Origin of the sequence: Bradyrhizobium paxllaeri (genome assembly GCF_001693515.2) — a bacterium.
Classification (GTDB): domain Bacteria; phylum Pseudomonadota; class Alphaproteobacteria; order Rhizobiales; family Xanthobacteraceae; genus Bradyrhizobium; species Bradyrhizobium paxllaeri.
The window spans coordinates 4,582,564-4,608,810 of sequence record NZ_CP042968.1 but is presented as its reverse complement, the minus strand read 5'-3'; the positions used below and the strand labels follow the sequence as shown (position 1 = coordinate 4,608,810).

23 protein-coding genes are annotated in these 26,247 nt (G+C 64.2%); 8 read left to right on the top strand and 15 right to left on the bottom strand.

The window, feature by feature from the left end; genetic code table 11:
- The first annotated feature begins 108 nt into the window (after positions 1 to 108).
- Positions 109 to 1,791 (top strand): glutamine--tRNA ligase/YqeY domain fusion protein, encoded by a 1,683-nt coding sequence (locus LMTR21_RS22005; protein WP_065756793.1) that lies wholly within the window; start codon positions 109 to 111, stop codon positions 1,789 to 1,791.
- Positions 1,792 to 2,227: 436 nt separating this feature from the next.
- On the opposite strand, the gene LMTR21_RS22000 is transcribed toward LMTR21_RS22005, so the two are convergent.
- Positions 2,228 to 3,388 (bottom strand): IS110 family RNA-guided transposase, encoded by a 1,161-nt coding sequence (locus LMTR21_RS22000; RefSeq protein WP_148635995.1) that lies wholly within the window; start codon positions 3,386 to 3,388, stop codon positions 2,228 to 2,230.
- 94 nt (positions 3,389 to 3,482) lie between these two features.
- Between LMTR21_RS22000 and LMTR21_RS21995 the strand changes: the two genes are divergently transcribed.
- Positions 3,483 to 3,890, top strand: a complete 408-nt coding sequence (locus LMTR21_RS21995) for a YybH family protein (protein WP_065754717.1) — start codon at positions 3,483 to 3,485, stop codon at positions 3,888 to 3,890.
- Between the two features lie 66 nt (positions 3,891 to 3,956).
- Here LMTR21_RS21995 and LMTR21_RS21990 read toward each other — a convergent pair whose 3' ends face one another.
- The 4 genes from LMTR21_RS21990 to LMTR21_RS21975 form a co-directional block, all read right to left on the bottom strand.
- On the bottom strand, positions 3,957 to 4,310 hold the full coding sequence (locus LMTR21_RS21990) for a hypothetical protein (RefSeq protein WP_065754718.1): 354 nt from the start codon (positions 4,308 to 4,310) through the stop codon (positions 3,957 to 3,959).
- 286 nt (positions 4,311 to 4,596) lie between these two features.
- On the bottom strand, positions 4,597 to 4,920 hold the full coding sequence (locus tag LMTR21_RS21985) for a hypothetical protein (protein WP_246173950.1): 324 nt from the start codon (positions 4,918 to 4,920) through the stop codon (positions 4,597 to 4,599).
- A gap of 334 nt (positions 4,921 to 5,254) precedes the next feature.
- On the bottom strand, positions 5,255 to 6,685 hold the full coding sequence (gene glnA / locus LMTR21_RS21980) for a type I glutamate--ammonia ligase (protein WP_065754719.1): 1,431 nt from the start codon (positions 6,683 to 6,685) through the stop codon (positions 5,255 to 5,257).
- A 110-nt stretch (positions 6,686 to 6,795) separates the two neighbouring features.
- Entirely contained in the window at positions 6,796 to 6,978 is a 183-nt protein-coding gene (locus LMTR21_RS21975; RefSeq protein WP_065754720.1) for a hypothetical protein, read from the bottom strand.
- Positions 6,979 to 7,520: 542 nt separating this feature from the next.
- Here LMTR21_RS21975 and LMTR21_RS21970 point away from each other — a divergent pair.
- Complete coding sequence (locus LMTR21_RS21970; RefSeq protein ID WP_065754721.1) at positions 7,521 to 9,815, top strand: ComEC/Rec2 family competence protein; 2,295 nt, start codon at positions 7,521 to 7,523, stop codon at positions 9,813 to 9,815.
- A gap of 6 nt (positions 9,816 to 9,821) precedes the next feature.
- Here the strand turns inward: LMTR21_RS21970 and LMTR21_RS21965 are convergent, their stop codons facing one another.
- The 5 genes from LMTR21_RS21965 to LMTR21_RS21945 form a co-directional block, all read right to left on the bottom strand.
- Complete coding sequence (locus tag LMTR21_RS21965) at positions 9,822 to 10,001, bottom strand: hypothetical protein (protein WP_430642590.1); 180 nt, start codon at positions 9,999 to 10,001, stop codon at positions 9,822 to 9,824.
- A 141-nt stretch (positions 10,002 to 10,142) separates the two neighbouring features.
- The gene (locus tag LMTR21_RS21960) at positions 10,143 to 10,565 is read right to left on the bottom strand and encodes a hypothetical protein (RefSeq protein ID WP_057838114.1); all 423 of its coding nucleotides are present in this window, start codon (positions 10,563 to 10,565) and stop codon (positions 10,143 to 10,145) included.
- A 231-nt stretch (positions 10,566 to 10,796) separates the two neighbouring features.
- The gene (gene lexA, locus LMTR21_RS21955; protein WP_065754723.1) at positions 10,797 to 11,498 is read right to left on the bottom strand and encodes a transcriptional repressor LexA; all 702 of its coding nucleotides are present in this window, start codon (positions 11,496 to 11,498) and stop codon (positions 10,797 to 10,799) included.
- 196 nt (positions 11,499 to 11,694) lie between these two features.
- Complete coding sequence (locus tag LMTR21_RS21950; RefSeq protein ID WP_065754724.1) at positions 11,695 to 12,906, bottom strand: molybdopterin molybdotransferase MoeA; 1,212 nt, start codon at positions 12,904 to 12,906, stop codon at positions 11,695 to 11,697.
- A gap of 26 nt (positions 12,907 to 12,932) precedes the next feature.
- A complete protein-coding gene (locus LMTR21_RS21945; RefSeq protein WP_065754725.1) occupies positions 12,933 to 13,559 on the bottom strand; it encodes an HAD family hydrolase in 627 nt (208 codons plus the stop codon).
- A 125-nt stretch (positions 13,560 to 13,684) separates the two neighbouring features.
- On the opposite strand from LMTR21_RS21945, the gene LMTR21_RS21940 reads away from it, so the two are divergent.
- The 5 genes from LMTR21_RS21940 (at position 13,685) to LMTR21_RS21915 (ending at position 19,507) form a co-directional block, all read left to right on the top strand.
- Positions 13,685 to 13,996, top strand: a complete 312-nt coding sequence (locus LMTR21_RS21940) for a hypothetical protein (protein ID WP_065754726.1) — start codon at positions 13,685 to 13,687, stop codon at positions 13,994 to 13,996.
- Positions 13,997 to 14,050: 54 nt separating this feature from the next.
- Positions 14,051 to 15,232: an NADH:flavin oxidoreductase/NADH oxidase gene (locus LMTR21_RS21935; RefSeq protein WP_065754727.1), complete on the top strand. Its 1,182-nt coding sequence runs from the start codon at positions 14,051 to 14,053 to the stop codon at positions 15,230 to 15,232.
- 178 nt (positions 15,233 to 15,410) lie between these two features.
- Positions 15,411 to 16,745 (top strand): S41 family peptidase, encoded by a 1,335-nt coding sequence (locus LMTR21_RS21930; RefSeq protein ID WP_065754728.1) that lies wholly within the window; start codon positions 15,411 to 15,413, stop codon positions 16,743 to 16,745.
- Positions 16,746 to 16,998: 253 nt separating this feature from the next.
- Complete coding sequence (locus LMTR21_RS40945) at positions 16,999 to 18,186, top strand: hypothetical protein (RefSeq protein ID WP_065754729.1); 1,188 nt, start codon at positions 16,999 to 17,001, stop codon at positions 18,184 to 18,186.
- Between the two features lie 232 nt (positions 18,187 to 18,418).
- Positions 18,419 to 19,507: a mandelate racemase/muconate lactonizing enzyme family protein gene (locus tag LMTR21_RS21915; protein WP_065754730.1), complete on the top strand. Its 1,089-nt coding sequence runs from the start codon at positions 18,419 to 18,421 to the stop codon at positions 19,505 to 19,507.
- Between the two features lie 956 nt (positions 19,508 to 20,463).
- Here the strand turns inward: LMTR21_RS21915 and LMTR21_RS21910 are convergent.
- The 5 genes from LMTR21_RS21910 to trpD form a co-directional block, all read right to left on the bottom strand.
- Entirely contained in the window at positions 20,464 to 23,196 is a 2,733-nt protein-coding gene (locus LMTR21_RS21910; protein ID WP_065754731.1) for a bifunctional diguanylate cyclase/phosphodiesterase, read from the bottom strand.
- A 258-nt stretch (positions 23,197 to 23,454) separates the two neighbouring features.
- Positions 23,455 to 23,721 carry a hypothetical protein gene (locus LMTR21_RS21905; protein WP_141688454.1) on the bottom strand — a complete coding sequence of 89 codons (267 nt, stop codon included), beginning with the start codon at positions 23,719 to 23,721 and terminating at the stop codon, positions 23,455 to 23,457.
- Between the two features lie 107 nt (positions 23,722 to 23,828).
- Positions 23,829 to 24,329, bottom strand: coding sequence for a cyclic pyranopterin monophosphate synthase MoaC (gene moaC, locus LMTR21_RS21900; RefSeq protein WP_065754733.1), 501 nt, complete (start codon positions 24,327 to 24,329; stop codon positions 23,829 to 23,831).
- A gap of 3 nt (positions 24,330 to 24,332) precedes the next feature.
- Positions 24,333 to 25,154 carry an indole-3-glycerol phosphate synthase TrpC gene (trpC, locus tag LMTR21_RS21895; RefSeq protein ID WP_065754734.1) on the bottom strand — a complete coding sequence of 274 codons (822 nt, stop codon included), beginning with the start codon at positions 25,152 to 25,154 and terminating at the stop codon, positions 24,333 to 24,335.
- A gap of 17 nt (positions 25,155 to 25,171) precedes the next feature.
- Entirely contained in the window at positions 25,172 to 26,185 is a 1,014-nt protein-coding gene (trpD, locus tag LMTR21_RS21890; protein ID WP_065754735.1) for an anthranilate phosphoribosyltransferase, read from the bottom strand.
- Between the last annotated feature and the right edge of the window lie 62 nt (positions 26,186 to 26,247).

Sequence of the window (26,247 nt, the reverse complement as noted above, 5' to 3'; positions counted from 1 at the left end):
GTATAGCAGGAACGGTGCATAACTAAAGCCTCCGCCACCGCAAAGTAGGCTTGGCTCACAGGGGCGAATTTGGCAGAAGGTTCGCCAATCCCTAACAGGAACTCGTCGATGACCACAGAACCGGTAGCGGCAGAGGCGGGGCGCGATTTCATCCGCGACATCGTCCAGGCCGATCTCACCTCGAACAAGCACAGCCGGATCGTGACCCGATTTCCGCCGGAGCCGAACGGCTACCTGCATATCGGCCACGCCAAGTCGATTGCCCTGAATTTCGGCATCGCGCAGGAATTCGCCGGCAAGTGCCATCTGCGCTTCGACGACACCAACCCGACCAAGGAAGAGCAGGAATATATCGATTCCATCCAGGCCGACGTGCACTGGCTCGGCTATGACTGGGGAACCGATCTCTATTACGCCTCCGACTATTTCGACCGGCTCTATGACTGGGCGGAGGGCCTGATCAAGGCGGGGGACGCCTATGTCGACGACCAGTCGCAGGAGGAAATCCGCGTCAACCGCGGCACGCTGACGGAACCTGGCAAGAACTCGCCGTTCCGCGACCGCCCGGTGGACGAAAACCTCGACCTCTTCCGTCGCATGAAGGCCGGCGAATTTCCGAACGGCACGCGCGTGCTGCGGGCCAAGATCGACATGGCTGCCGGCAACATCAACCTGCGCGACCCCGTGCTCTACCGCATCCTGCATGCCGAGCATCCGCGCACCGGGACCAAATGGTCGATCTATCCGAGCTACGACTACGCCCACGGCCAGTCGGACGCCATCGAAGGCATCACGCATTCGATCTGCACGCTGGAGTTCGAGGACCATCGGCCGCTCTATGAATGGCTCTTGGAAAAACTGCCGGTGCCGTCAAAGCCGCGCCAGTACGAATTCGCCCGGCTGAATCTGACCTATACGCTGCTGTCCAAGCGCGTGCTGACGCAGCTCGTCCGCGACGGTCACGTCTCAGGCTGGGATGATCCACGCATGCCGACCATTGCCGGCTTGAAGCGGCGCGGCGTGCCGCCGGCGGCGGTGCGCGAATTCGTCAAGCGCATTGGCGTCGCCAAAGCCAACAGCGTGGTCGATGTCGGCATGCTGGAATTCTGCATTCGCGAGCACCTCAACAAGTCGGCGCAGCGGCGGATGGCGGTGCTGCGGCCGTTGAAAGTCGTGATCGAGAATTATCCGGAAGGCCAGGTCGAGGAGCTCAAGGCCGTCAACCATCCTGACGATCCGGCCGCGGGTACGCGGAAAATTTCGTTCGGCCGCGAGCTCTATATCGAGCGCGACGACTTCATGGAGAATCCGCCCAAAAAGTTCTTCCGCCTGTCGCCGGGCAACGAGGTGCGGCTGCGCTATGCCTATTTCGTCAAATGCACCGGCGTCATCAAGAATGACGCAGGCGAGGTGGTTGAGCTGCGCTGCACCTATGATCCCGCGACCAAGGGCGGCAACGCCCCTGACGGCCGCAAGGTCAAGGCCACCATGCATTGGCTTTCCGCGAACGATTCCGTGCCGGCGGAAATCCGCGTCTACAACCAGCTGTTCTCGAACCCGAGCCCGAGCGCGGCGAACTTCGCCGCCGACCTCAATCCGGAGTCGCTGGAAGTGCTGCCCGACGCCCGCATCGAGCCGTCGGTCGCATCGGACAATTCCGGCGAGGTGATGCAGTTCGAGCGGCAGGGCTATTTCGTGCGCGACAAGGATTCCGCGCCGGGCCAGCCGGTGTTCAACCGCACCATCGGCCTGCGTGACACCTTTGCGAAGGAAGTCGGCGGGAAGGGGTGAGCGACGGAACGTAGGGTGGGCAAAGCGCAGCGTGCCCACCACCTCTCCTCAAGTCGTGTCGTCAATGGTGGGCAGGCTTCGCTTTGCCCACCCTCATATGAGGCGTTTTGAGTCAAGCATCCCGACAGGGCTTGGATGTGATTTTTACGTTCGGTGGAGCGGCGGCGCGCGGAGCCATGCGTAGCGCAGCGTGCCGCCGCGGTCGGTGCGCTCAGGGACTGGCTTCCGGCGATTTATGCAGTTGCTCACTGCATCACCTCATATCCGGTCGGACCGTTGTCCGTACCCACATTCCGCATGCATGCGGCGAGGAAGCCACGAGGATGAGACCCATCTACGAAACAGCCTGTTTGCTGGCCCAAGGGTGGCACGGTCACCATCCATCCCGCGCTGACCGCGGCAGATGCCGCGACGCTGACGCGTTCGTTGAAAGTGTTTAGATCTTTACGGCCTTGAGCACCGCGCCTTCCGGCACGAGACCGGTCGTGAGGTAGCGCCACAGCGCCACCATCAGCTTGCGCGCCAGGGCGACGATGGCGACGCGCTTGATGCGCTTGCCGGCATCGAGCGTGCGCTTGCGGTACTCCAGGGTCAGCTTGCTGTCCGGCTGATGCCGCAGCCACAGCCAGGCCAGTTCGATCGCGGCACAGCGGGCGCGCGGGTTGCCCGCCTTGCTGATGCCCTGGTCGCGGTCGATGCCGCCGCTCCGCCACGGACTGGGCGTCAGCCCGAAATAACTCCCGACCTCGCGGCGATTGCGGAAGTCCTTGTAGAACACCTCGCTGGTCAGCGTCGTCGCGAACGCCGGGCCGAGACATTTGAGCCGGCGCAGCAGTTCGCTGCGCCGGGTCATCTCGGCTTCCGCAGGCATTGGCTCCGCTGCGGCCGCCTCCTGCGCGAGCGCATCGAGCCGATCGCGCACCAGCATCAGCCGCGCGTGCTCGGACCTGATCTCGCTCAGCATCCGCGGCGGCACCGCCTGGCCTTGCCAATCCCGCTGCGTTGCCAGCCAGCTCAGCCAGTCGCGCCGCCGCGGGTTCCCGACCGCCATGCCCCGCAGCCGCAGCAGTGCCTTGATCCGGTTGGTGTGCGCGGTTTGCTCCTTGATCAGCCGGTCGCGCTCGCGGCTGCCGCGGCGCGCGTCCTCCTGTTCGGCGGCAGGCACCCGGACGATCCGCACCACCCGCGGCTCGCCGCGCAGATACGCCATCAGCGTGCGCAGCATCCGCTCGCCATCGATCCGGTCGGTCTTCACCCGCCGCGCCCGCTGATCCACCGCAATGCTGGCGGGATCAAACACGTAGTTCGTGATGCCGGCCGCCAGCAGAAGCCGGTGCAGCCAAAACCCATCGTAGCCCGCCTCGTAGCAGCTCGCCACCGCCGGAACGCCTCCCAGCGCTCGAGCCGCCCGCTCCCGAACCCGACCCACCAACGCCAACAGCTCGGCATGATCGCCACCCTCCAGCTTGTGGTGCGATATCTTGTCCTTGTCCGGGCTGTGCAGCGCGACCCGCCAGCTCCGCTGGCTCAGTTCGATTGCAACGAAAATTGTGCCAATATGGCCGGCGGTGGGCGTGGCTACGGTGGATGCTTGCATCTGACTCTCCGAGGGGTTCGAGTGTGGAAACCCAAACCTTATCGGAAAGGCCACGCTCACCGCCTCATGGAATCTACGATTTAGGATCGTATTCATGCAGCGTGCGACCGACGATATCGTCTCCGGCATCATGGGCCGATGGGCGGCGGCATTCACCCGGCTGGATGCCGAGGCACTCGCATCGCTCTATTCGAAGAACGCGTTCTTCTTTGGCTCGAACCCGAATTTCTATCGCGGTCGTGACGGCGTGCAGACCTATTTCGAGGGCCTGCCGCGGTGGCAGTCGCCATCCGTTCAATTCACCGATGTCCGAACCGCGCAGGCCGCTCCCGACCTGATCAATGTCGCCGGCACGGCGTCGTTTTTCGTGGAAGAGGGCGCCGAACCGCTGACGGTGAAGATCACCTGGGTGATCGTCCGCGAAGACGGCGATTGGAAGATCGTCAGCCACCACGTCTCGTCGAAGACGCCGCTGATCGAGGCGCGTGCGGACGCCATCTAGTTAGTGCCAAGCGTCACAAGCGGCTGAAAGGGCCGATCCTCGCTCGATCGGCCCTTTTAGTCAGATCTACAGCGCAGGCTTGAGCGGTGTCCAATTCCATTGCGAATGGTATGTGCCTTCAGGGGTGGTCGCTGCCGGGGTTTGGATCATCATGCCCCCATAGGGGGCGTGGTCCACATGCGCTGCCCTGGACAGGTGTATCGCGCATGAACGCATGTTGCCGCCGAGCATGGCATCCTGGGCCTGCGCGACTTCCCTTTCTGCCGTGAACTTGCCCGGACTATCGGCCATGGCTTCGGTCGCGGATTCGGTCTTCTCGAGGTTCGCGCTGCTGCAGCCTGTCGTTTGCGCGGCGTAGGCGGGAACGACGGCAAAGGCTACGGCGGCCATTGCGGCTGCTCCGAATAGCTTCTTGAGCATGTTCTTCCCTATCTGTTTTGAACAGACTCAGCGTCATTGCTGAATGCTGCGAGGGCATGATCGCCGATCCGCGAAATCGTTCGAATGAATTCCGCGCGATTCAGTTGTGATAAGCGCGCGGTGCAATCGTCTTATGCAAGGAGATGTTTTTTCATTACGGGTTCGTAATGAATTTCTCACGGTGGCGATTTACATGCTGATGCCGATTTGAACGCCGCGCGCGATCTCGCATTTGTTCGGCGCTGCGGCATCGTTGTCGTGATGGCACGTCGTCAGATTCTTCTCACTAGCAACCGCGGCAAATGTTCCGCAGCGATCTGGCAAGCTGGGCATCCTCTGACGTCATTGGTTCGTAGGGCTTTTGCTGTGCGGCCTGTTGTGCCTCTTGCGCCTTTTGCCGGGCCACCCGCGCCGCTTCCTGGCGCTGATAGCACGCTTCGCGCTCGGCACGCGTCTCGATGAAGCGGCATTGCTCGGCGGCCTCGGCGGTGGAAACCCAAGCGGTCATCACCGCAGCGAATGAAAGGCTGGCTGCAAATTTCATGTCCGCATTTTCCCTCAAGTCATGGCTCGATCGACTGTACAGGGAAACGATGCGCGCGCCGAGCATGCTCGGCCGAATGTCGGGGAATCTCTAACGCAGGTCGATCAATGCCGGCGGGATGGCTCCGGTGATATCAGATGTGTCATCGGAGAGGCGCCAAGCCGCTACTCCGAAGCATGCCGTGAGCATCAGAGCAGTCACAAGCAGAAGGGTGCACGAAAACTGGCTCACATCATACCCCGCAACCCGCCTCGATTTGCAGAGAGCACGTCCAGCCGAGTCGGAAAATGCAGGTGGGCTGACTTAACGGCGGTTTTCCACGACGGACGAAACGCCTTTTTTGTTGCGAGCCGATTGGAAAGGTCCCCGGGGGGCCACGGTTCGCGGATGAGTTCACACCCTAGATGTCATAATACAAATGGAACTCGTATGGATGAGGACGCAGCCGGATCGGATCGACCTCTTTCTTCCGCTTGTAGTCGAGCCAGGTCTCAATCACGTCGGCCGTGAACACGTCGCCGCGGAGCAGGAAGGCGTGATCGCGCTCGAGCGCGTCAAGCGCCTGATCCAGTGATCCCGGTGTCGACTTCACGTCCTTCGCCTCGGCGGGCGGCAGGTCATAAAGATTCTTGTCGATCGGACTGCCCGGATCGATCCGGCTGGTGATGCCGTCGAGACCCGCCATCAGCATCGCGGCAAAGGCCAGATAGGGATTACACGAGGGATCCGGCGAGCGAAACTCAACCCGCTTTGCCCGCGGGTTCGGCGAATACATCGGAATCCGGCAGCAGGCCGAGCGATTGCGCTGGGAATAGACCAGATTGATCGGAGCCTCATAGCCGGGCACCAGACGCCGGTAGGAGTTCGTGGTGGGCGCGCAAAGCCCGCACAACGCCCACGCGTGGGTCAACAGGCCGCCGATGTAGTAGCGGCCGAGCTGGCTCAACTCGGCATAGTCGCCCTTGTCGTAGAACAGATTGGTCTCGCCCTTCCACAGCGACTGGTGAACGTGCATCCCCGAGGCGTTGTCCTCGAACAGCGGCTTCGGCATGAACGTTGCGGTCATGCCGTGCTCGCGGGCGGTGTTCTTCACCACGTATTTGTAGATCATCAGATTGTCCGCCATGCGAGTGAGCGTCGTGAAGCGCATGTCGATCTCGTTCTGGCCGCCGGTCGCGACTTCATGGTGATGGGCCTCGATCTGTATGCCGAGCTGTTCCATCGTCAGCACCATGTCCGTGCGGAGAGCCTGCATGCTGTCCGTCGGCGGAACCGGAAAATATCCCTCCTTCGGGCGCGGCTTGTGGCCCAGATTCGGCTCTTCCTCCTTGCCGGTATTCCAACTGCCTTCGCTGGAATCGATTTCGTGGAAGGCGTAATTGATGCCTTGTCCGTAGCGCACATCGTTAAACACGAAGAATTCTGCCTCCGGGCCGAAGTAGCTGGTATCGGCGTGGCCGGTGCCCTTCAGGTTGGTTTCGGCCTTCTGGGCGATGTAACGGGCGTCACGGCTATAGGGCTGACCGGTCACGGGATCCCTGATGTTGCAGATCAGGACTAGGGTCGACACAGGGGAATACGGGTCGAGGAACGCCGTGGCCGGGTCCGGCACGACCAGCATGTCGCTTTCCTGAATTTCCTGGAAGCCTCGGATGGATGAGCCGTCGAATCCAATGCCTTCGCTGAGAGCATCGATACTTGCTGCACTGGGTGGGACGGAAAAATGCTGCCACACCCCAGGCAAATCGGTGAAGCGCAGATCGATCATCTGCACCTTCTCGTCCTTGATCGTCTTCACGAGATCTTCAGCTGTCGCACACTTCGGAAACATGGCTTCACTCCTGTGATGGAGAGGCGCATCTTGGACGTGCCGCCAATCAGCCGCGACGAAGCGGCTTGCGACCGGTCCTGTCCACGTTCTGCATTGCCGCGCAGATAGCCTCAGCTCTGGTGAGGCCCGCGCATGATCTTCATCGCGTCTTCGATATGCCGCCAGGTTTTGGCCAGCTCGACCTCGCCTTTTGCCTCGAGCTCGATGGCGTTCTGGGCGGCTTCCGCAATGGCCTTGGGGCCATGTGCTTCCAGCAACTGCCGCGCATAGTTGTGGATTTCGATTTCTCGCATGGCGTCATGCTCCTCTCGTTCCGAGCGCAACCGTGAATTCCAGTCGAGCCGAGAGCCGTAGACGTTGACACCTGTCGTGCGCGCACAATGTGCATCCTGCTGCGGCGCACTTGCAAGAGCGCTTTTCGGGCGATGGGCTGTCGGAATTGGACGGCGGCTCCGGGTCAAGAGTCAGCCGCGCCTAACAGCCCCGGCAAATGCCGCGCATGGATTCTGCGAACTGGGCATCTTCCGGCGCCATCGGCTCTTACGGCTTTGGCTGCTGCGCAACCTGCTGGGCTTCTTGCGTCATTTGCCGGGCGGCCCGCGCGACCTCCTGGCGTTGGTAGCATGCCCCGTTCTGCTCGCGCCTCGATGAAACGGCATTGCTCGGCTGCCGTCGCGGGGGGCATCGCGAAGGCAAATGAATCCGGATAGCCCTCGAAAACTGTAGCGCCAGTCGACGTGCGTTTCTTCAGGATTCTGCATCCGTTCTGCTAGCACCCTGGATGCAGCGTCCGGTAGTCTTGCGGCCCGCACGAGATCGTAGGGTGTAAGTACGCGTGACGGAGCAGGGCGAGACGTCTGGCCGGAAGCGCGGTTACGCCGGGACCTGGCCGCCGCGCGCCGCGGCGCCGGTCGGCGGCATTCTGCCATCGCGCCCCGCATTCTGGCCGCCGCTGATCGAGGCCCTGCACGCATGGGCGCGCGCGGAAGCCGGCGCTGGGCGGCTGCTGCCCTGGGTGCCGGTGGCGTTCGGAACCGGCATCGCGTTTTACTTCGCCGCCGATCACGAGCCGGTGCTGTCGGTCGCCGCCATCGTGGCGGTCGCGCTTGGCGCGGTGGCCGTGCTGTTGCGGCGGCAGAAATTCTTTCCGGTCGCAGTGATGATCGCCGCCGTCGCGGCGGGCTTTGCGATCGCAACGTGGAAGACCGCGCGGGTCGCGCATGGCGTGCTGGCGCGGCCGATGTTTTCGGTGTCGCTGACCGGGTTTGTCGAAACGCGTGACATCCGCGAGCGCACTGACCGTTTTGTGCTGCGCGTCGTCACCATGGAGAGCGCACGGGGAAGCACAAAACTCGAGCGGGTGCGGCTGTCGGTGAAGAAGGGGACGGCGCCGCCGGTCGGCAGCTTTGTCGAACTGAAGGCTCGGCTGTTGCCGCCGCTCTCGCCGGTGCGGCCGGGCAGCTACGATTTCAGCCGCGACATGTTTTTCGCCGGCATCGGCGCCTCCGGCTTCGTGATGGGCGCGATCAAGACCACCGAGCCGCCGGAAGCCGGCGGGCTGCGCCTGCGCTATTCGGCGTTCATGCAGGGCCTGCGCGACACCATCGACGCGCGGATCAGGACCACGCTGGAGGGCGACAAGCGCGCGATTGCGACGGCGCTGTTGACCGGGCGGCGCGATGCGATCTCGCCGCCGGTGAACGATGCGATGTTCATCTCCGGCCTCGGCCATGTGCTGTCGATATCGGGCTATCACATGGCCGTTGTTGCCGGCGTCGTGTTCTTTGCGGTGCGGGCGCTGCTCGCGCTGTTTCCCGTGCTCACGGTCGGCTATGCCATCAAGAAATGGTCGGCGGCGGCAGCCCTCGCCGCCGCCGCGTTTTATCTGTTGCTGTCCGGCGCCGAGGTCGCGACGCAACGTTCTTTCTTCATGACGGCCGTGGTGCTGATCGCGGTCATGGTCGACCGCCGCGCGATTACGTTTCGCACGCTGGCGGTCGCCGCGCTGATCGTGCTGATGGTTGCGCCGGAAGCGCTGGTGCATCCGAGTTTCCAGATGTCGTTTGCCGCCACGCTTGGGCTGGTGGCGCTGGTGCAGTTCGGCATGCCGCGCCTGTTCGCGACCGCCGATCACACCGCAACCGCCCGCGCGGCGCTGTGGGGTGGCCGCGAGATCACCATGCTGCTGCTGGCTTCGCTGGTCGCGGGACTTGCGACCACGCCCTACGCGGCCTTCCACTTCCACCGGGTCACGCCCTATGGCGTGCTCGCCAATCTCGCGGCGATGCCGGTGGTGTCGGCGCTGGTCATGCCGATGGGGCTGCTCGGCCTTGTCGCGATGCCGTTCGGCTTCGACCGCCCGTTCTGGGCGCTCATGGGCGTCGGCATCGACTGGATGATCGCGGTGACGCAATGGGTCGCGGCATTGCCCGGCGCGGTCGGCCGGGTGCCGGCGTTCGGCATCGGCCCGCTGATCGCAGCGAGCCTCGGCATCATCCTGCTTGGCCTGCTGCGCACGCCGCTGCGCTGGTCGGGCGCCGCGCTGGTGCTCGCGGCGGCTCTGTGGGCGGCGAGGGCGCCGCAGCCGGATATCCTGATCTCCGCCGACGGCCGCCATGTCGGCGTCCGCGGCCAGGATGGAAGGCTGCATCTGATGCACGCGGCCAAGGGCTCTCGGGACGTTTTCCTCTTGAAGGAGTGGCTGGCGGCGGATGCCGATGCGCGCACCGCAGCCGATGCCTCGCTCACGTCAGGCGTCTCCTGCGATGATTTCGGCTGCGTGATGCCGTCCGCCGGCGGCGGCCTGGTCGCGCAGGCGTTCAGGCCCGAGGCCCTGGCCGACGATTGCGAGCGCGCGGCGCTGATTGTAACGCTGCGGCAGGCGCCTGCTTCCTGCGCGGCTTCCGTGATCGATGCCGAGCGGCTGCGGCGGCAGGGCGCCATGACGCTGCGGCGAGGCCGCGACGGATTTGTCGTCGAGGCGGCGAAACCGCGAGGGATCGACCGCCCGTGGTCGCCCGCCGTTGCGGACGCTGGTGAGGCCGACGCCAACGTTCTGGCCCCGCGCGTCGTGCCGCCCCGCGCCGTCGATGCGACGCCGGCCGAGGCGGACCTTCAGGCCGAGGAGTAGGGAACGTCAGTGCTCGTCGATGGGGGGGCTGGACGGATGGGCCGGTATCTCGAACGCGCCGAGGTGGAATTCTTCCGGTGCGTCGGGAGGTGACGGCAGGTTGACCAGCGTGAACGATGCGTCGGGAAATTGCTGCCAGACCGCAAGATCTTCGGCCGTGATCGTGAGCCAGCCGTATCTGAACATGTAACGTCCGGGCTCGGTGACGCGTCCAGCCCTTTGCCATGTAACCTTGTTGACCACCGGTTGCCCCCTCGGTGTCGGATTTTGAAAAACACATCACCATGATCCGCCGGCCTGAACCGGCGGATCGCATGCGCGTCTCGTCTATCCAGTCACGATCGAAGCGGCTGGACGCGCTTCCGTCACCTTTGGTGCACGCTCGCCACCGGTCTGAACCACCGGCAATTGCAGCACGGTCGCGCGCTGGCCTTCGCAAAGTTGCGTCACCAGCACATGGCTTCCATCGGGAAATTCGATCGCGTCATGATGACGGTCGGCGACTTCGGGTTCGATCTGATTGAACTTGCCGACCCGCCAGTCGGTGGTTCGCGTCCAGATCCAGCGGTTGTCGTATTTGACGTCCTCGGCGAACGCCAGTTCGGTGCCGGGAAGCATGCAGACCGCCACTGCTGGCTCGCGTTCCGACGCAAAGCCGCGGGTCGATGTACCGCGGAACGTCGTGGTGATCAGCGTCTCGCCGACCTGGGCAGGCCGGGTAGCCACAGCATGCAGGCTATAGTCACACATCGGATGGCTCCCTCATTTGAGATAGCTGACCCGTGTCTTTCAAGGAGGCACAGGCCCCTATCAGAGTGGACATGGCGCAGAGTCTTTTCTTGTTTCTGGGCAATTCTGCGACTGACCCACTGCGCCAAATTCACAAACGCGATAACGCGCATTGGTTCCACGCCCGCAGCAAAAAACCCCGGCCGAGGAACGGCCGGGGTTCTTACGGATGTCTGCAGGACGGCACATTGTTCAGTACTTGCGGTAAAGGCCGATCAGCCTGCCCTGAATCCGGACCCGGTTCGGCGGCAGGATGCGGACTTCATAGGCGGCGTTGGCAGGCTCCAGCGCGATGGAGGCGCCGCGGCGGCGGAAGCGTTTCAGCGTAGCTTCCTCCTCGTCGATCAGCGCCACCACGATGTCGCCGGTGTCGGCGGTCTCGTTGCGCTGAATCAGCGCCATGTCGCCGTCGAGGATGCCGGCCTCGACCATGGAATCGCCGCGTACTTCGAGCGCGTAATGCTCGCCCGAGCCGAGCATATCGGGCGGCACGCTGATGGTGTGGCTGCGGGTCTGCAGCGCCTCGATCGGCGTGCCGGCGGCGATCCGGCCCATCACGGGCACCGCGACCGGGCGATTGCCGTCATCCTCGGCGGCGGGCAAGCTCACTGTACGCTTGCCGAGCGTGCCTTCGATCACACTCGGCGTGAAGCCGCGGCGGCCATTGCCGGCAGCGGCGAGCTCCGGCAGCTTGATGACTTCGATGGCGCGGGCGCGGTTGGGCAGGCGGCGGATGAAGCCGCGCTCCTCCAGCGCCGTAATGAGGCGGTGGATTCCGGATTTCGAGCGCAGGTCGAGCGCGTCCTTCATCTCGTCGAATGAAGGCGGCACGCCGGCCTCTTTCAGCCGTTCATTGATGAAACGCAGAAGTTCATACTGTTTGCGCGTAAGCATCGCGAGCAATTCCCCGGTTGGCGTCGTCGTTTCGAATCTTCAGCGCCCAGATGGCGGGAGCGCCCAAACTCCCAGGCAGAGACACCAGCAGTCGAAACAAATCATGAACGGACACTATATGTTCGATATGTGTTCCGCAACCACTTAATTTCAGGTGAACGCGTCAAGGTTTCTGTCCGAGACGCGCCCTGTGGCGTCATTCCGGCAGCCGCAACAGCTCGCACGACGAGCCCTTGGGCGCCGCCGGCGCGAATGGCGGACGTATCACTAATGCCTGTGCCGCAGCGAGATTCCCCAAGAGCGAGGAGTCCTGATGGTTCACCGGCACAGCGATCAGCGTGCCGTCTTCGCGCGCCTCGAGGCGCGCGCGCAGATAATCCTCGCGCTGGTCGTTGGCGGCGAGGTCGCGGCCGAGCAGGGCGCTTTCTCTGACGTGATGGACGTGGTCGCGGCCCGATAATGCGCGAATCAGCGGCACCAGAAACAGGAAGCCGCAGACATAGGAAGAGACGGGATTGCCGGGCAGGCCGATCACCCGCATCGCGCCGAGCCGCCCGTGCATCATCGGCTTGCCCGGCCGCATCGCGATCCGCCAGAACGCCATCGCGACGCCTTCGGCCTCCAGCGAGCGCTTGACCAGGTCGTGGTCGCCGACCGAGGCGCCCCCCATGGTGATCAGGATGTCCGCGTCGGCCTCGCTGGCGCGGCGGATGCCTTCGGTGGTCGCGGCAACGGTGTCGGCGGCGATGCCGAGATCGACGACGTCGGCGCCTTCGGCGCGGGCCAGCGCCCGCAGGCCATAGCCGTTGGAATAGACGATCTGGCCGGGGCCGGGGTTTTCGCCGGGCATCACTAACTCGTCGCCGGTCGCGAGAACAGCGACCTTCGGGCGGCGGTGCACCGCAAGCTCCGGGTAGTTCATGCCGGCGGCGAGCGACAGGTCGCGGTCGCTGAGGCAACGCCCGCGCGTGAGCAGCACGTCGCCCTCGCGGAAGTCGACGCCGGCGGCGCGGATGTGCCGTCCCCGAACCGCGGCTTCCGTGATGGTGATGTGATCGCCGTCGGCTGCCGTGTCTTCCTGGATGATGACGGCGTCGGCACCGTCGGGGATCACGCCACCGGTGAAGATCCGTACCGCCTCGCTTTGGCCGACCTTGCGCTCGAACGGGCGGCCGGCGGCGACCTCGCCGATCACCTTCAGCCGCGCGCCGGCGCCGGCGGCATCCGCCGTACGCACCGCATAGCCGTCCATCGCTGACATCGCCTGCGGTGGCTGCGTCCGTCGCGCGGCGACGTCGCGCGCGAGGATGCGGTGGTGGGCGGCATCGAGGGCCACCATTTCTTCGGGCAACGCGTCAGCGCCGGCAAGGATCGCGGCAAGCGCATCGGCGACAGGCATCAAGGCCACGGGCAGACCTCCGTCAAATTCCAGCGCTAGATTCCAAGCGCAGTCAGTGCCCTGGCCACGTCATCCGTCGATGTCACGTGGATGGCAGAAAGGCCGCGCGCCCGCGCACCTTCGATGTTGGCGGCTGAATCGTCGAAGAACAGAATCCGCGACGCCGGCACGCCGATCGCCTTTATCACGTGATCATAGGCCTCCGCGTCGGGTTTGCGCAAACCGATGCTGGAGGACAGGAAGATCTCGCGGAAATGGCCGAGCACACCGGCATAGGCCTGCGAAAAATGCGCGACATGGGCCGGATTGGTGTTGGAAAAGGCGTAGAGCGGCAGGCGCTTGGCCGCGCCGGCCAACAGCGGTGCAATGCCGGGCATCTCGCCGGTGAAGATCGCGTTCCAACCCTCCAGGAACTGCGCGTCGGTGATGCCGATGCCGAGCGACTGGCGCAGGTTTGCAAAGAACGCGGCGTCGTCGATCCGGCCGGTCTCGTGATGCTTGAAACTGTCGTTGACGACAAAGCGGCCGGCGAGGTCGGCAGGCGCGCAGCCCGCATGCCCCGCCCAGCAGGCCATCACCTGGTCGAAACTGATATTGAGCACGACACGGCCGAGGTCGAACAGCAAGGCATCGACGGAGTGGGGCGCGGGCGGCAAATTCATGGCAGTCGTTTACAAAACTCGACTGGCCTCGGCAACGGCCACGGCGATTTACGCCCCTGCCCAATCCGGCGCTTAAGCCGGTGCGCGAGCTGTGCTAAGCGTGGGGTCGAACAGGGAGTGGTGGCATGAAAATCCTGGGTAGAATTTTGGGCGCTGCGGCAGTGATCTCGTTGCTGGCCGGACCTGCCTTGGCCCAAAAAGGTCCCGCCAGATATGGCGAGGAGGACAAGCCCAAGACGCCGGCGGAAGTCGCGGCAGAGAGGGACGCCGAGCGTGCCTACAAGCGGTCGCTCGGCAATATTCCGGAACAACAGAAGAGCAGCGATCCCTGGGGAACCATGCGCGGCGACAACAGCGCGCCAAAGGCCGACAAGGCCGCGGCAGCGAAGCCGAAGGCCAAATCCGCGGATACCAAGACCGGCACAAACGCAAAATAGAAGACACATCCCGGCGCCGTGCCGGGACAATGATGTCCGCGAGGCGAGGCAAGCATGACGGAAACGCTGCTGTTTTCCCCGATGACGATCCGGGGCCTCACGCTGAAGAACCGCATCGTGGTGCCGCCGATGCATCAATATTCGGCCGAGAAGGGCTTTCCGACCGACTGGCACCTGATGAATGCCGGCAAGTTTGCCGCCGGCGGGGCCGGCCTCGTGGTGGTGGAATCGACCAAGGTCGAGCGGCGCGGCTGCGGCACCGTCGGCGATCTCGGCATCTGGGATGACAAGTTCATCGCGCCGCTGGGCCGCCTCGTCCAGTTCATCAAGCAGCAGAACGCGGTCGCCGGCATTCAGCTCGGCCATTCCGGTCGCAAGGCGCGCGCAAGCCGACCGTGGGAGGGCGACCGCCCGCTGCAGCGAACGCCTGATATCGAGGATTGGGACGCCTGGCAGCCGGTGGCGCCGAGCGCGATCGCCCATAGCGAGAAATGGCCGGTGCCGCGCGCGCTCGAAACCGGCGAAGTGAAGGACGTGGTGCAGGCCTGGGGGCAGGCGGCGCGGCGCGCGCATGAGGCGGGTTTTGACGTGCTGGAGCTGCACGGCGCCCATGGCTACCTCGTGCATGAGTTCCTGTCGGAGCGGTCCAACCAGCGCAGCGACGAATATGGCGGTTCGGAAGCGGGTCGCATGCGCTTCCTGATCGAGGTGACGGAGGCGGTGCGGACGCACTGGCCCGACCACAAGCCGCTATTCGTCCGCCTGTCGGTCGAGGACAATGCCGGCTGGGGGCCGGAGCTGAGCGCGCGGCTGGCCAAAATCCTGAAGGCAAAAGGCGTCGACGTCATCGACTGCTCCTCCGGCGGCATCTCCGAAATGGCGCCGATCCTGGGCAAGGAGATCAAATACAGCTATCAGGTGCCGCTGTCGGAATATGTCCGGCGGCAGGCCGAGATCATGACCATGGCGGTCGGCCTCATCATCCATGGCGACCAGGCCGAGCAGATCCTGCGGGACGGGCAGGCCGATCTGATCGCGGTCGGGCGGGAAATCCTCAACAATCCCAACTGGCCGATGGATGCCGCGCTCAAACTCGGCGTCGAGGGCCCGTTCCGCAACGTTCCGCCGCAATTCGGCTACTGGCTCGGCACCCGCGCCAAGCGCGGTTTTGGAACCCGGCCCTCCACCTGGCAAACCGGCCTGCAGGGGGCCGATCAAGCGGCTTCGAATTCGTAGCGATCTCAAATTCATAAGCCGGCCCGAGCGCAAACGACACACCTGAAAACGTCCGTATTGCCGCGGGCCGGCGTGCCTTGATCCGACCAAAAAGCCATTGTGAGTTGGTGGGGCTGGGACAGGGGCGCCGATTCACATGGGATGGTGGGCGTCCGTAGAGACAAAGGGACGCCCCACGATGCGCAGGAATATCGCCTTTCTTCTCGGCACCGTGACGGGCGCGTGTCTGACCGTTCTCGTGGCCGGACCGCAGGGGACGAATCTGGTGGCGGCGGCGAAGGCCGCGGCCCGTTCCGACACCTATAACCAGCTCAATCTGTTCGGCAGCGTGTTCGAGCGGATCAAGACCAGCTATGTCGAGAAGCCCGACGATTCCAAGCTGATGGAAGGCGCCATCAACGGCATGATCTCCGCGCTCGATCCTCATTCGCGTTACATGAATGAGAAGGGCTGGAGCGACATGCAGGAGACTACCCATGGTGAGTTCGGCGGGCTCGGCATCGAGGTCACGATGGAAGACGGTCTCGTCAAGGTAGTGACGCCGATCGACGAGACGCCCGCCGCGAAAGCCGGCATGCTGTCGGGCGACGTGATCACCCAAATCGACGACGAGCAGATTCAGGGCATGAGCCTCGAACAGGCGGTCGCCCGGATGAAGGGCCCCGCCAACAGCAAGATCCGGCTCAAGGTCATGCGCAAGGGCGCCGCCGCGCCGATCGATGTCGCCATCGTGCGCGAGATCATCCGGGTGCGGCCGGTTCGCTTCAAAGCCGATGGCGGCGATGTCGGCTACATCAGGATCACCCGCTTCAACGAGCAGACCACCGACGGCCTGAAGAAGGCGATCGCCAGCATCTCCAAGGAAATTCCGTCGGAGAAACTTGCGGGCTATGTCGTCGACCTCCGCAACAATCCCGGCGGGCTGCTCGACCAGGCCGTTTCGGTGTCGAGCGCCTTCATGAACCGGGGCGAGGTGGTCTCGACCCGCGGCCGCACCTCGGAGGAAACTCAGCGCTTCACCGCGCGCGGCGGCGACATCACCAAGGGCAAGCCGCTGGTGGTGCTGATCAACGGCGGTTCGGCTTCCGCCTCCGAGATCGTGGCCGGCGCGCTGCGTGACCACAAGCGCGCGACCCTGGTCGGCACGCGCACTTTCGGCAAGGGCTCGGTGCAGACCATCATTCCGCTGGGCGCCGGCAACGGTGCGCTGGCGCTGACCACGGCGCGCTACTTCACGCCGTCCGGCCGCTCGATCCAGGCCCAGGGCATCGCGCCCGACATCGAGGTGCTGCAGGACGTGCCGGACGAGCTCAAGGGCCGCACCGATCTGAAGGGCGAAGCCTCGATGCGCGGTCACCTCGCCGCTGATGGCGCCGAGCAGACCGGTTCGCAAGCCTACGTCCCGCCGAACGAAAAGGACGACAAGGCGCTCACTGCCGCCTTCAACCTCTTACGCGGCGGCAGCGTGAACGCGAACGCGGTGACGGCCGCGAAGCGGGCGGTTCCGAATTAAATTCGCGGCAATCGTAGCCCGGATGAGCGAAGCGATATCCGGGATCTTCGTCTGTCCCGCATATCGCTCCGCTCATGCGGGCTACCTGGCTTCTTGGCGCCGACAATTGATTCCGAATGTGGCGCGTTGCGGCTGCTGAAACGGCATCGTCGAGACGCAGGCACCAATTCGGAACACGACCACTTTTTTTGAAACCTCATCTCCATCCAACCGTAGCTCGCGCCAAACACCTGGCGCGTTGAATGGAGTGGTCATGTCGAAAAAATGGACCTTGCTGGCCCTGAGCCTGTCGCTTTGTTCGAGCGGAGCCCTGCAGGCCAATCCACTGGATTCGCCCGACATCGTTTACATCGACGGGAAGCCGTGCAACCGCGCCTGCCAGTCCTACATGGCCTGGTCTGATCGGGCCTTGTCCGCGCGCCACCGGGAGCAGCGCGAGCCTGTCGTCGTGGCGCCGGTTGAGGCGGAACCAGCGAGCATCGAACGCGCCACTCCGTCCCGCGTGACAAGGCAGGCCGCACCAGCGCCACGGTCGGCGCCGCGCAGCCACATGGCGGCAGCGAAGACCAGGCCGTCGAACGCCAAGAAGGCCGCCGCACCCAGCCTCGCTGCAGCCGGCAAGAACATTCCATCGGCTGCGCCGCCCGTGGCCCGCGACAAGGCCGTCGCCGGCGGCCAGACGCCAGAGCGCAAATTGGAAATCCCTCAGAAGCCGGCGCCGAGCCAGGCAGCCGCCATCGCCCCGTCGCAGCCCGCGGAGGCTCCCAAATCTGAAGCGAAGTCGGAGGTGAAGGCCGAGGCCAGTTCTGAAGCCAGCTCTGAAGCCAAGTCTGAGGCGAAGTCCGAAGCCAAGACCGAGTCGGAAGTGAAGTCCGAGGTCATCTTGCCGCCGCCGGCCACGCTCGAACTCGCTGCGGCTCCCGCTGCGCCAGAGACCGCCGCAACGCCTGCCGCGGCCGCCAGTGCTCCCGAGACACGAACCCTGCAGCAGCAACTGGTGGAAGCGACGGGCCTGGCCGATCTCGTCACGGCGATCGGAACAGGCCGAGAAGCGGCCAACAATCTGGACAATCCGGAAATCGAGCCGGCCCGCGACACCACGAAGACGGCATCGGCATCGCCGGACGAGTCGGACAATCTGGTCGCGCTGGTGCTGGCACGTCCGGAGATCGGTTCGCTATCCGATCTGAACAACAAGACCATCGCGATCGAGGAGAAGCAATCCGCTTCCAGCGGCCGCGTCAGCGCTGCGTTCATGGCGGCGGGCGCCGCGGAAGTTCAGTTCAGCGAAGGACAGCGAGGCGCGATCGACCGCCTGATCAGCGGCGAAGTCCCGGCCGCGGTCCTGACTCTGGCCTCGCGCGAAGCGGCTGAGGGGTTTCCCGATATCAAGGGCTTCAAGACGTTTCGGGTGCCGCTCGCACAGAAGGCGCGGCTGTAGCCGTCGCAGCAAGCGACGCACGGGTCGCGCGAATGCGCGCCCGATGACAGGCTGCGCGACATCCGGATTCGGTACGTCAAGCGGTCCCGCATACCGCATGCGCTCATGCGGGCTACGCCCGCAACCGATAGCCGGCCCGACCGCGTCGGTTCCAGATGAGGATGCGCTGCACGCAATTGCTTCGCGGCCAAGATCGACTTAACGTGAAATAAAAAGACCGAGTGGAAACGCAATGGCTCTTATTAAGACAACCGAGGCCGGACTCTACCGGATCCCGTTGGCCGTTACCCTGTCCGACAGCACGCACGGCGAACTCAAAGCGTTCGAGCTGGTGACGTGCCGTGTCCGCGACTCCGACGGGGCCGAAGGTGTCGGATATACATACACCGTCGGCCGCAATGGTGGCGCGATCGCAGACATTCTCCAACGGGAGATCCCCGAACTGATCGAGGGCCGCGACGCCGACGACACCGAAGCCATCTGGCATCACGTCTGGTGGGCCCTGCATTACGGCGGGCGGGGCGGGCCGCCGGTGCTTGCGCTTTCAGCGCTCGATATCGCACTGTGGGACCTGAAGGCTCGCCGCGCCGGTTTGCCGCTATTTCGCTTGCTCGGCGGCTTCGACGCCCGCGTGCCCTGCTACGCCGGCGGGATCGACCTCGATCTCTCCATCGAGAAGCTTTTGAAGCAGACCGACGACAATATTGCGAAAGGCTTTCGCGCCATCAAGATGAAGGTCGGCCGTCCCGATCTCGCATCAGACGTCGCGCGCGTGCAGGCGATGCGCCAACATCTCGGCAGTGGCTTTCCTCTGATGGCGGACGCCAACATGAAGTGGACGGTCGAGGAAGCCATCCGCGCGGCGCGCGCGTTGCAATCCTTCGATCTCACCTGGCTGGAAGAACCAATCATTCCCGACGATATTGCCGGACATGCCCGCATCATGGCTGTCGGCGGGGTTCCGATCGCGGCCGGAGAAAACCTGCGTTCGCTCTGGGAATTCAAGAATTACATCGCCGCTGGCGCAGTGTCTTATCCCGAGCCCGATGTCACCAATTGCGGCGGTGTTACGGCTTTCATGAAGATCGCGCGGCTGGCGGAAGCCTTCAATCTACCGGTTACCAGCCACGGCGCACATGACGTCACCGTGCATTTGCTCGCGGCCTGCCCGAACCGCTCCTATCTGGAAGCTCACGGATTTGGGCTCGATAGTTACATCGAGCACCCGCTTGTCCTGAACGAAGGCATGGCATTGGCGCCGACGCGGCCCGGCCACGGGATTACGTTCGACTGGAAGGGCTTGGCGCGACTGTCGAAGTAACAGAAGACACCGGCCGCGTCCTTCAAGCGCCCGTCTCGCCGCGCTGCAAACACGATGAATGTTTCGGTTGCAGTGACTTGGATTGAGAGTGACGTTGCACTTGTCACTTCGATGAAGGCGCTTATTTCCGGTCCGAGCTGCTGGATGGCTGGACCGCGTCCGCCCAATTTCTGTCCCCCCGGTCGTTGCGCATTCACGCGATTTTCTTCAGCAACTTCAAGCTGATTTGCGCCGTCCAGTCGTGCGCGTAAAAATAAATCGCTTCGCGCGAGACCCAAATCACGCCTACAAATCCCGCCATCCCGTTCCGAGAAGAGGGGCGTTGGCCATCGTCACGAACGTTGGGACGGGTTGCGGTGGACGCGGCAGCGTCGGGCGCGAGGAGTGTTCGCAGGGCGGTTAGCCGTGAGTGAACACAGCGCGCAGGACGTACGGCGCTTGAACGCCTCCGCCAGAGCTTCGACTGGCCAGCACTTGGCAGGTGATGTCTTTGGCGAAGGAAGCTGCGTACGGCAAAACCGTGTGGTCCTGACGCCCGTGGTTGGTGTCAAACCGGCGGAGGTTTTTTGAAGCCCGACCGGGTTTCAATGAACCGCCAATCTGTCGGCGACGGAGGCCAGAGGAATTCGGCTCCGGGGAGATCACGGCATAAGCCGTCAAACCATTGCGCAGGGAATGCCGGGCTGCTCCGGCTGTACCTGTATGCTCGTGTGCGCATTTCCTTAAGTGCAATTGCACACGAGACCGCGGGTGCGGCAAGCACCCGGCATTCCCTGCGCCCTCTCATTTCCGGGGCGAAACGAACAGTACAACTCGGGCAAATCATGCTGCGAGAATGCAGACGCGTATCTCGACGGCATGGCGAGCGAAGCGAAGCAATCTATGGTCAGCCCGCGTGCGGAACGATGGATTGCTTCGCTGCGCTCGCAATAACGGTGATAGGCAGCATCGCAACGCTACGCTGTCCGCGCCACCGGCTTGCGCCTGCGCGTTGGGTTCGGCTGCGCCTCGTCGGGACGCTCCCGCTCCGTCAGCAACAGCGGCCTCAATTCCGCGGCCGGTTTCGGCGCGCTGAACAGATAGCCCTGCATTTCCGAGCAGCCGAGTTCGCGCAGCAACTCGCGCTGCTGCTCGGTCTCGACGCCTTCGGCCGTCGTCGTCATGTGACGATCGGCGGCGATGTTCACCACCGCCTGAACGATGGAGATCGAGCCTTCCGGCTCGGCGATGTCGGTGATGAAGCAGCGGTCGATCTTGATCTTGTCGAACGGGAAACGCTGCAGGTAGCTCAGCGAGGAATAGCCGGTGCCGAAATCGTCAAGCGCGATGCGGACCCCGATGGCGCGCAGGTCGTGCAACACGGCGAGTGCCGCCTCGTCGTCCCGGATCAGCACGGCCTCGGTGATTTCGAGCTCCAGCCGGCTCGCAGGAAGGCCGGAGGCGGCGAGCGCGCCCATCACCTTCAGCGCCAGCGTGCCGCTCTTGAACTGGATCGGCGAGACGTTAACCGCGAGCCTGATACTGTCGGGCCAGGTCACCGCCTCCTTGCAGGCGGTGGTGAGCACCCATTCGCCGAGCTGGTTGATCAGGCCGGTATCCTCGGCGAGCGGCACGAACTCGGCCGGCGAAATCATGCCGCGGTGAGGATGGCGCCAGCGCACCAGCGCCTCGCAGCCGGTGATCGCGTTGGTCTGCAGGCCCAGACAAGGCTGGTAGTGGACCTCGAAACCACCGTCGACCAGCGCCCGGCGCAGGTCCATTTCCAGGCTGCGGCGGGCGCGGACCTCGGCTTCCATATCAGGTTCGAAGAAGCGGTAGGTGCGGCGGCCGGCGGCCTTGGCGGCGTACATCGCCAGATCCGCGTTCTTCAGAATCTGGTCGATATCGGTGCCGTCTTGCGGCGCCAGCGCAATGCCGATGCTGGCGTCGGTGGTCACCTGATGGCCGAGGCATTGATAGGGCGAACGGATTGCCTCGAAGATGCGGCTGACGAGCTTCATCACGTCGTCGGTATCCTCGATCCCGGACTGGATGATGGCGAACTCATCGCCGCCGAGCCGGGCGACGAAATCGGATTTCCGCGCGCAGGCAGCGAGGCTGGCGGCGACCGACTTCAGGAGCTCGTCGCCGATCATGTGGCCGAGCGAATCGTTGACGCTCTTGAATTCGTCGATGTCGATATAGAGCACCGCCAAGGGCCGGGTCGGCGCGACAAAGGACAGTTCGTGCTTGAGCCGTTCGTGGAACAGCGTGCGGTTCGGCAGGTCCGTCAGCGCATCGTAATGGGCGAGGTGGGTGATGCGCTCCTCGGCGCGTCGGCGCTCGGTGATATCTTCATGGGTCGCCAGCCATCCGCCGTCGGCGACCGGCTCGTTGACGACCTGGATCGAGCGCCCGTCGGGCGTCGAGATCACCATGGCGTTGCGGTTCGCGACGTCGCGCAGCACGACCTCGACGTAATGATCGATGTCGCCGACGAACGATCCGGTGTCCTTGCGGTGGGCGATCACCTCGCGGAAGCTGCAGCCCGGCTTCACGATTTCGGCCGACAGGCCGTACATTTCGAGATATCGCCTGTTGCAGATGACGAGATGCTGCTTCGAATCGAACAGCAGCAGACCTTGCGTCATGTTGTTGACGGCGGTGTCGAGACGCTGCTTTTCCAGTGTCAGCCGCTGCTTCGACGCGCGATGCTGATGGGAAAGCTTGCGCACGACAAGGAACAGCAGGGCGGCGATCGCCAGCACGGACAATCCGGTGACCGCAATCAGGATGCCGATCTGCTCGCGCCAGTCGGCGAGCGCGGCGGATATCGTGGTCGTCGCGGCAATCACGATCGGGAAATTCGTGAGCGCACGGGACGAGATCAGCCGGTCCTCGCCATCGATCGGGCTGGTGAGGCGCGAGGTGCTGCGGGGCAGTTCGAAGACCTGCCGCTGGGCGACCGGACCGGTCTTCAAGTTCTGGCCGATCATGTCAGCGACATGCGGGTAGCGGGCGAGCAGCGTGCCGTCGCTGTGGAGCATGGTGATGGAGGCGCCCGGTCCGAGCGTTATCGTCGCGAAGAATCTCTCGAAGTTGACGGGTTCGATGCCTCGGCCGATGACGCCGAGAAATTCACCCTTTGGCCCGGTGATCTTGCGGGCGATCACCGTGGTCCAGACGCCGGTAACGCGGCTGTAGACCGGTTCGATCAGCATTTCCGGCGATTGCGGGCTGGCCTTGAAGGTCCTGAAGAAAGCGCGGTCCGCCGAGTTGACCGACGGTGGCGGCCAGGCGACCGAGGCGTTGATCAAATTGCCGTCGGCGTCGAAGACGTTGATGCCACCGACATAAGACATCGCGTCGATCTTGGACTTCAACATCAGATGGATGTCGTGGCCGGACATCCGCCGCTTGTAGTTTTCAGGCGTGGCGATCTCGCTGGAGCGCATGAAGGCGATCAGGTCTTTCTGGACGACCTGAAAATCTTCGAGCTGCTGGTCGAAATGGCGGGCGAGGAGCAGCACGGTGTTTTCCAGCTCGCGCTCACTGTTGCGCAGCGCGCGCTCGCGGAAATTACCGGCCATGATGGTTGCGCCGATCGCGATTGTGGCGATCAGGAGCAGGCCGCCGAAGATCAGCCAGCGGATCGGGCCGCCGCGAAAGGCGGACGCGAACCTGAATCGTGTGGTGCCGGTTGGAGCCATGGAACACGATCGCTGCCGGGAATGAACAGCCGGAAGCGGTGTTCTCCCAATCCCGACCCATGACGTCGATATCGCGCCGAGATGGAATTGACGTTAGCAAGCCTGGTTAATGAAGGGTTATTCGGTGGCAAACTTGTCCGCCGGCAACCAGAGGGAACCATGGAACCGGCGAGGTGCGACCGCGAAAATTGGAGCGCTGGACGCTCACGGTCCGCCCGATCGGAAGGATGCGAGAGTGCCGGGCTAGAGCCGGAGCTCTCACTGCACGCGTGTTACGGATCTGCGCGCGCGGCTTCTCGCCACGCCGACCGTCTGGCCACTGTCCGGCAAGTAGTAGCCTTGAGAGTAGCCTTGGCCAAAGCGCCGCGGATCGGTGTAGGGATTGCCCGGACCTTTGTTCTGGCAATTGGCGTTCGGATAGAAGAACGCGCAATAGCCAGGTTCGCCCATGACCTGTTGTGCCGTGGAGGGGGCTGTCATCACGGCCAACGCAGCCGCAGCGCCCACAAGCCTGTATCTCGACATCGGATTCCTCCCCGTGAAGGTCCCGGAAGAAACAACCCCGCCACTGCGGGCTCATTCCTCGCGGCAGCGGTCACGCAAGCGTGAGCGCGGCGACGTCTCTTATCGGCTCAGCGATCCGCGCGATAATGGCCGGACTTGCCGCCGATCTTCTCGACGAGATGGATACCGTCGATGCGAACGCCGCGCTCGACCGCCTTGATCATGTCGTAGATCGTCAGACACGCGACCGACACCGCGGTCAGCGCCTCCATCTCGACGCCGGTAGGGCCGGTGACCTTGACGGTGGCGCGGACGATGCAGCCGGGTAGTTTTTTGTCGGGCGTGATGTCGAGCGTCACCTTGGACAGCGCCAGCGGATGGCACAGCGGGATCAGTTCCGACGTGCGCTTCGCTGCCATGATGCCGGCGATGCGCGCCGCGCCCAGCACGTCGCCCTTCTTGGCATTGCCGGAGATAATCAGATCAAGCGTCGCCTTGCTCATGACGACGCGGCCTTCGGCTACCGCCGTGCGTTCGGTCGCGGTCTTGTCCGAGACGTCGACCATCCGCGCTTCGCCGGAGGAATCGATATGGGTGAGGGCGTCGCCTTTGGAAGCCTTCCGCGCCATCTTCTAGCCGGTCCCGGTCGCACGCGGCGTGGCGACGCGCGTCAGCAGCGTGCGGGTCGCAGCCGTCACATCGGCCTGGCGCATCAGGCTTTCGCCGACCAGGAAGGTCGACATGCCGACGCGCTCAAGGCGGGCGAGATCGTCAGGCGTGAAGATGCCGCTCTCGCCGACCATCAGGCGGTCGCGCGGGATCAGCGGCGCGAGCGCCTCGCTGGTCGCCAGCGTCGTCTCGAAGGTGCGCAAATTGCGGTTGTTGACGCCGATCATCGGCGAGCGAAGTTTCAGCGCGCGATCGAGCTCGGCGCGGTCGTGGATTTCGATCAGCACGTCCATGCCGAGCGCAATCGCCGCGTCCTCGATATCCCTGGCGACGGCGTCGTCGAGCGCGGCCATGATAATCAGGATGCAGTCGGCGCCATGGGCGCGGGCTTCCACCACCTGGTAGGTGTCGAACAGGAAATCCTTGCGCAGCACCGGCAAGTTGGTTGCCGCGCGCGCCGCCACCATGAAATCGAGATGGCCCTGGAACGAGGGCGCATCCGTCAGCACGGAAAGACACGCCGCGCCTCCGGCCTCGTAGGCTTTTGCCAGCACCGGCGGATCGAAATCGGCGCGAATGAGCCCCTTGGACGGCGAGGCCTTCTTCACTTCGGCAATCAGCGCATAGTCGTCGCGGGCGAGCTTTTCCCGGATCGCGCGCACAAACCCACGCGGCGGCGGCGCCGTCCTGGCGCGGGCTTCGATCTCGGCAAGCGGATGCGTGCGCTTGGCTGCGGCGATCTCTTCGCGCTTGTAGGTCTCGATCTTGGTCAGGATATCGGACATCTTTCACCGCCCTCGGATCAGCCGCGCGAGACCGCGACCAGGTGCTTCAGCCGCGCCGCCGCCGCGCCACTGTCGAGCGACTTGACGCCGAGCGCCACGCCTTCTTTCAAATCCTTGGCGCGTCCGGCCACGATCAGTGCCGCTGCGGCGTTGAGCAGTGCGACGTCGCGATAGGGACTGGGCTTGCCGTTGAGCACGCCTTGCAGCGCCTCGGCATTGGCATCGGCGTCACCGCCCCTGAGCGCGTCGCTGTTGCAGCAGACGAGGCCGGCGTCTTCCGGCTTGATCTCGAAGGTGGTGATCTTGCCGTTGTCGAGGCTCGCCACAAAGCTCGGGCCGGTGAGGGTGATTTCGTCGAGCCCGTCGGAGCCGTGCACGACCCAGACGGATTCGGAGCCGAGGTTTTTCAGGACCTGCGCCAGGGGCTGCACCCATTGCCGCGAGAACACCCCGACCATCTGCCGCTTGACGCCGGCCGGATTGGAGAGCGGGCCGAGCAGGTTGAAGATCGTGCGGGTGGCGAGCTCGACCCGGGTCGGGCCGACATTCTTCATCGCCGGATGATGTGCGGGCGCGAACATGAAGCCGATCCCGGCCTCAGCCACGCAGCGGCCGACCTGGTCGGGCGTGAGGTCGATCTTGACGCCAAGCGAAGCCAGCACGTCGGCCGCGCCCGAGCGCGACGACAGCGCGCGGTTGCCGTGCTTGGCGACGGGCACGCCGGCGCCCGCGACGATGAAGGAAGCGCAGGTCGAGACGTTGACCGAACCGGAGCCGTCGCCGCCGGTGCCGACCACGTCGACAGCATCCGCGGGCGCCTTCACCCGCAGCATCTTGCCACGCATCGCCGACACCGCGCCGGTGATCTCGTCGACGGTTTCGCCGCGGACCCTGAGCGCCATCAACAGGCCACCCATCTGCGATGGCGTCGCCTCGCCGGACATCATGGCGTCGAAGGCGGACGCCGCTTCGTCACGCGACAGGGTCGCGCCGGTGGCGACTTTTCCGATGATAGATTTGAGGTCGTCCATCGCTTGGCTTTCAGGATTGGGTGTCATCGTGAAGCACGACCGGCCTTCGTGGGCCGATCATG

What these genes read in the sequence shown, in the direction of transcription:
- LMTR21_RS21985 (WP_246173950.1), bottom strand. Translation starts at nt 4,920, where the DNA reads ATGCTCGGCGCGCGCATCGTTTCCCTGTACAGTCGATCGAGCCATGAC.
- LMTR21_RS21995 (WP_065754717.1), top strand. Translation starts at nt 3,483, where the DNA reads ATGCAGCGTGCGACCGACGATATCGTCTCCGGCATCATGGGCCGATGG.
- LMTR21_RS21915 (WP_065754730.1), top strand. Translation starts at nt 18,419, where the DNA reads ATGGCTCTTATTAAGACAACCGAGGCCGGACTCTACCGGATCCCGTTG.
- LMTR21_RS21930 (WP_065754728.1), top strand. Translation starts at nt 15,411, where the DNA reads ATGCGCAGGAATATCGCCTTTCTTCTCGGCACCGTGACGGGCGCGTGT.
- glnA (WP_065754719.1), bottom strand. Translation starts at nt 6,685, where the DNA reads ATGTTTCCGAAGTGTGCGACAGCTGAAGATCTCGTGAAGACGATCAAG.
- LMTR21_RS22000 (WP_148635995.1), bottom strand. Translation starts at nt 3,388, where the DNA reads ATGCAAGCATCCACCGTAGCCACGCCCACCGCCGGCCATATTGGCACA.
- lexA (WP_065754723.1), bottom strand. Translation starts at nt 11,498, where the DNA reads ATGCTTACGCGCAAACAGTATGAACTTCTGCGTTTCATCAATGAACGG.
- LMTR21_RS21940 (WP_065754726.1), top strand. Translation starts at nt 13,685, where the DNA reads ATGAAAATCCTGGGTAGAATTTTGGGCGCTGCGGCAGTGATCTCGTTG.
- LMTR21_RS40945 (WP_065754729.1), top strand. Translation starts at nt 16,999, where the DNA reads ATGTCGAAAAAATGGACCTTGCTGGCCCTGAGCCTGTCGCTTTGTTCG.
- trpD (WP_065754735.1), bottom strand. Translation starts at nt 26,185, where the DNA reads ATGGACGACCTCAAATCTATCATCGGAAAAGTCGCCACCGGCGCGACC.
- LMTR21_RS22005 (WP_065756793.1), top strand. Translation starts at nt 109, where the DNA reads ATGACCACAGAACCGGTAGCGGCAGAGGCGGGGCGCGATTTCATCCGC.
- moaC (WP_065754733.1), bottom strand. Translation starts at nt 24,329, where the DNA reads ATGGCGCGGAAGGCTTCCAAAGGCGACGCCCTCACCCATATCGATTCC.
- LMTR21_RS21965 (WP_430642590.1), bottom strand. Translation starts at nt 10,001, where the DNA reads ATGTTCAGATACGGCTGGCTCACGATCACGGCCGAAGATCTTGCGGTC.
- trpC (WP_065754734.1), bottom strand. Translation starts at nt 25,154, where the DNA reads ATGTCCGATATCCTGACCAAGATCGAGACCTACAAGCGCGAAGAGATC.
- LMTR21_RS21945 (WP_065754725.1), bottom strand. Translation starts at nt 13,559, where the DNA reads ATGAATTTGCCGCCCGCGCCCCACTCCGTCGATGCCTTGCTGTTCGAC.
- LMTR21_RS21910 (WP_065754731.1), bottom strand. Translation starts at nt 23,196, where the DNA reads ATGGCTCCAACCGGCACCACACGATTCAGGTTCGCGTCCGCCTTTCGC.
- LMTR21_RS21990 (WP_065754718.1), bottom strand. Translation starts at nt 4,310, where the DNA reads ATGCTCAAGAAGCTATTCGGAGCAGCCGCAATGGCCGCCGTAGCCTTT.
- LMTR21_RS21975 (WP_065754720.1), bottom strand. Translation starts at nt 6,978, where the DNA reads ATGCGAGAAATCGAAATCCACAACTATGCGCGGCAGTTGCTGGAAGCA.
- LMTR21_RS21935 (WP_065754727.1), top strand. Translation starts at nt 14,051, where the DNA reads ATGACGGAAACGCTGCTGTTTTCCCCGATGACGATCCGGGGCCTCACG.
- LMTR21_RS21905 (WP_141688454.1), bottom strand. Translation starts at nt 23,721, where the DNA reads ATGTCGAGATACAGGCTTGTGGGCGCTGCGGCTGCGTTGGCCGTGATG.
- LMTR21_RS21960 (WP_057838114.1), bottom strand. Translation starts at nt 10,565, where the DNA reads ATGTGTGACTATAGCCTGCATGCTGTGGCTACCCGGCCTGCCCAGGTC.